Below are 1,319 nucleotides of genomic sequence, written 5' to 3'. Positions count from 1 at the left end.
GGTCCATCGTGCTGGTGCGCGGGTCCTGCGTGCCCGGTTGCGTCGGGGTGCGGGTGGTGTGAGCGTCGAGGCTGTCGACCCGAGCGGACGGCCTGTGGTCACCGTCGAGTCCCTCGCCTTCCGGCCGATCAACCAGGAGAGCCTCGCAGGTCCCCCGGCCTCCGCTGCGCGACTCCTGCGGATGCGGTGGGTACCGGTGCCCGGCCTGACCGCCGACAGCGTCAGTGACCCGGCGCCCGAATGGGTGCTGGTGGGCAGTGACGCGGGCGATCACCCGGATCTGGCCTCGCTGAACCAGGCGCTGGAGGGCGGAGCCACGTCACCCTCCATGGTGGTGCTCTCCTGCTCCGGTGCGTCTGGTGCTTCGGACGGGACCGGACGCACCGGCGGAGCCGGCGCCGGGCACGACGAGCCGGAAGCCGCTCGCACCGAGGCGATCCTCGTACGGCTGCTGACCGAGGTGCAGGCGTTCCTCGCCTCGCCCCACCTGGCCGACGCCCGGCTGCTGGTGCTCACCAGGGGCGCGGTGACCACCACGGAGGCGCCGGTGTCCCCGGTGGACCCGGCCATGTCCGCGATCTGGGGCATGATCAGGTCAGCCCAGACGGAGCACCCGGATCGCTTCGTCCTCCTGGACCTCGACCCGCGGGACACGCGCGCCGAGGGCGACATTCTTCGCGCGCTGCCCTCGGCCGTCGTCCTGACCGCCGGCCTCGATCAGCTGGCAACGCGCGGCGGTGAGGTGATGGCGCCGAGCCTCGCCGAACTGGACGACACCGACCGGCTGCGGCTGCCCGCGAACGGCCCATGGCAGCTGTCGACCGGGCCCGGCGGGACGTTGACCGAGCTGGCCACGACCTCGCACCCGCGGGCCGCCGAGACCCTGCCGCCGGGAACGGTCCGGCTGTCGATGCGTGCCACGGGCCTGAACTTCCGTGACGTACTGATCGCGTTGGGCATGTACCCGGGCGATGCCACGCTCGGCAGCGAGGGATCCGGGGTGGTCACCGAGATCGGTCCGGACGTCACCGGCCTGGCCGTCGGGGACCGCGTCATGGGCCTGATCCCGGAGTCGTTCGGCGACGTGGTGGTGGCTGACGCGCGGACCGTGGCGCCGATCCCGGCGGAGTGGTCGTTCGCGGAGGCGGCGTCAGTGCCGGTGGCGTTCCTGACGGCGTACTACGCCCTCGGTGATCTCGCGGGTCTGGGTGCGGGTGAGCGGGTGCTGGTTCACGCGGGTGCGGGTGGGGTCGGGATGGCGGCCGTCCAGCTCGCGCGGTATCTGGGCGCGGAGGTCTTCGCGACGGCGCATCCTTCGA

Annotated in this window: 1 protein-coding gene; it reads left to right on the top strand. The window is 72.8% G+C overall.

The annotated features are described in order from the left end of the window. Positions 1–58 precede the first annotated feature (58 nt). The coding region (locus HET64_RS39950; protein ID WP_215111857.1) for an alcohol dehydrogenase catalytic domain-containing protein at positions 59–1,319 on the top strand (1,261 nt) is incomplete at its 3' end.

Origin of the sequence: Streptomyces sp. McG3, assembly GCF_018619185.1 — a bacterium.
Taxonomy (GTDB): Bacteria; Actinomycetota; Actinomycetes; order Streptomycetales; family Streptomycetaceae; genus Streptomyces.
This window is presented reverse-complemented; position numbering and strand designations above follow the sequence as displayed.